A 393-nucleotide genomic window follows, 5' to 3' on the forward strand; every position below is an offset into this window, starting at 1 on the left:
TCTCTATTTCGACCTGAGCTTCATGGTCTGGTACGTGCTCGGCCCGCTGGGGGTGCAGATTGCCGGCGACCTGCAACTGAGCACCCAACAGCGCGCGATGATGGTCGCCACGCCGATCCTCGCCGGCGCCGTACTGCGCTTCCTGCTCGGCCTGCTGGCCGATCGCTGGTCGCCGAAGAGCGCCGGCATCCTCGCCCAGGTCATCGTCATCGCCGCCCTGGCGGCCGCCTGGCTGCTGGGCGTGAACAGCTATGCGCAGGCACTGCTGCTGGGGTTGTTCCTCGGCTTCGCCGGGTCATCCTTCGCCGTGGCCCTGCCGCTCGCATCGCAATGGTACCCGCCGCAACACCAGGGCAAGGCCATGGGCATCGCCGGCGCGGGCAACTCCGGCAC

At 68.7% G+C, this 393-nt stretch carries 1 protein-coding gene; it reads left to right on the forward strand.

What is annotated here, in order from left to right:
• A partial coding sequence (locus tag JWH17_RS23400; RefSeq protein WP_205225112.1) for an MFS transporter occupies positions 1-393 on the forward strand: 393 nt, incomplete at both ends.

Source organism: Desulfogranum marinum (genome assembly GCF_016918565.1).
In the GTDB taxonomy this organism is placed as follows: Bacteria; Desulfobacterota; Desulfobulbia; order Desulfobulbales; family Desulfobulbaceae; genus Desulfogranum; species Desulfogranum marinum.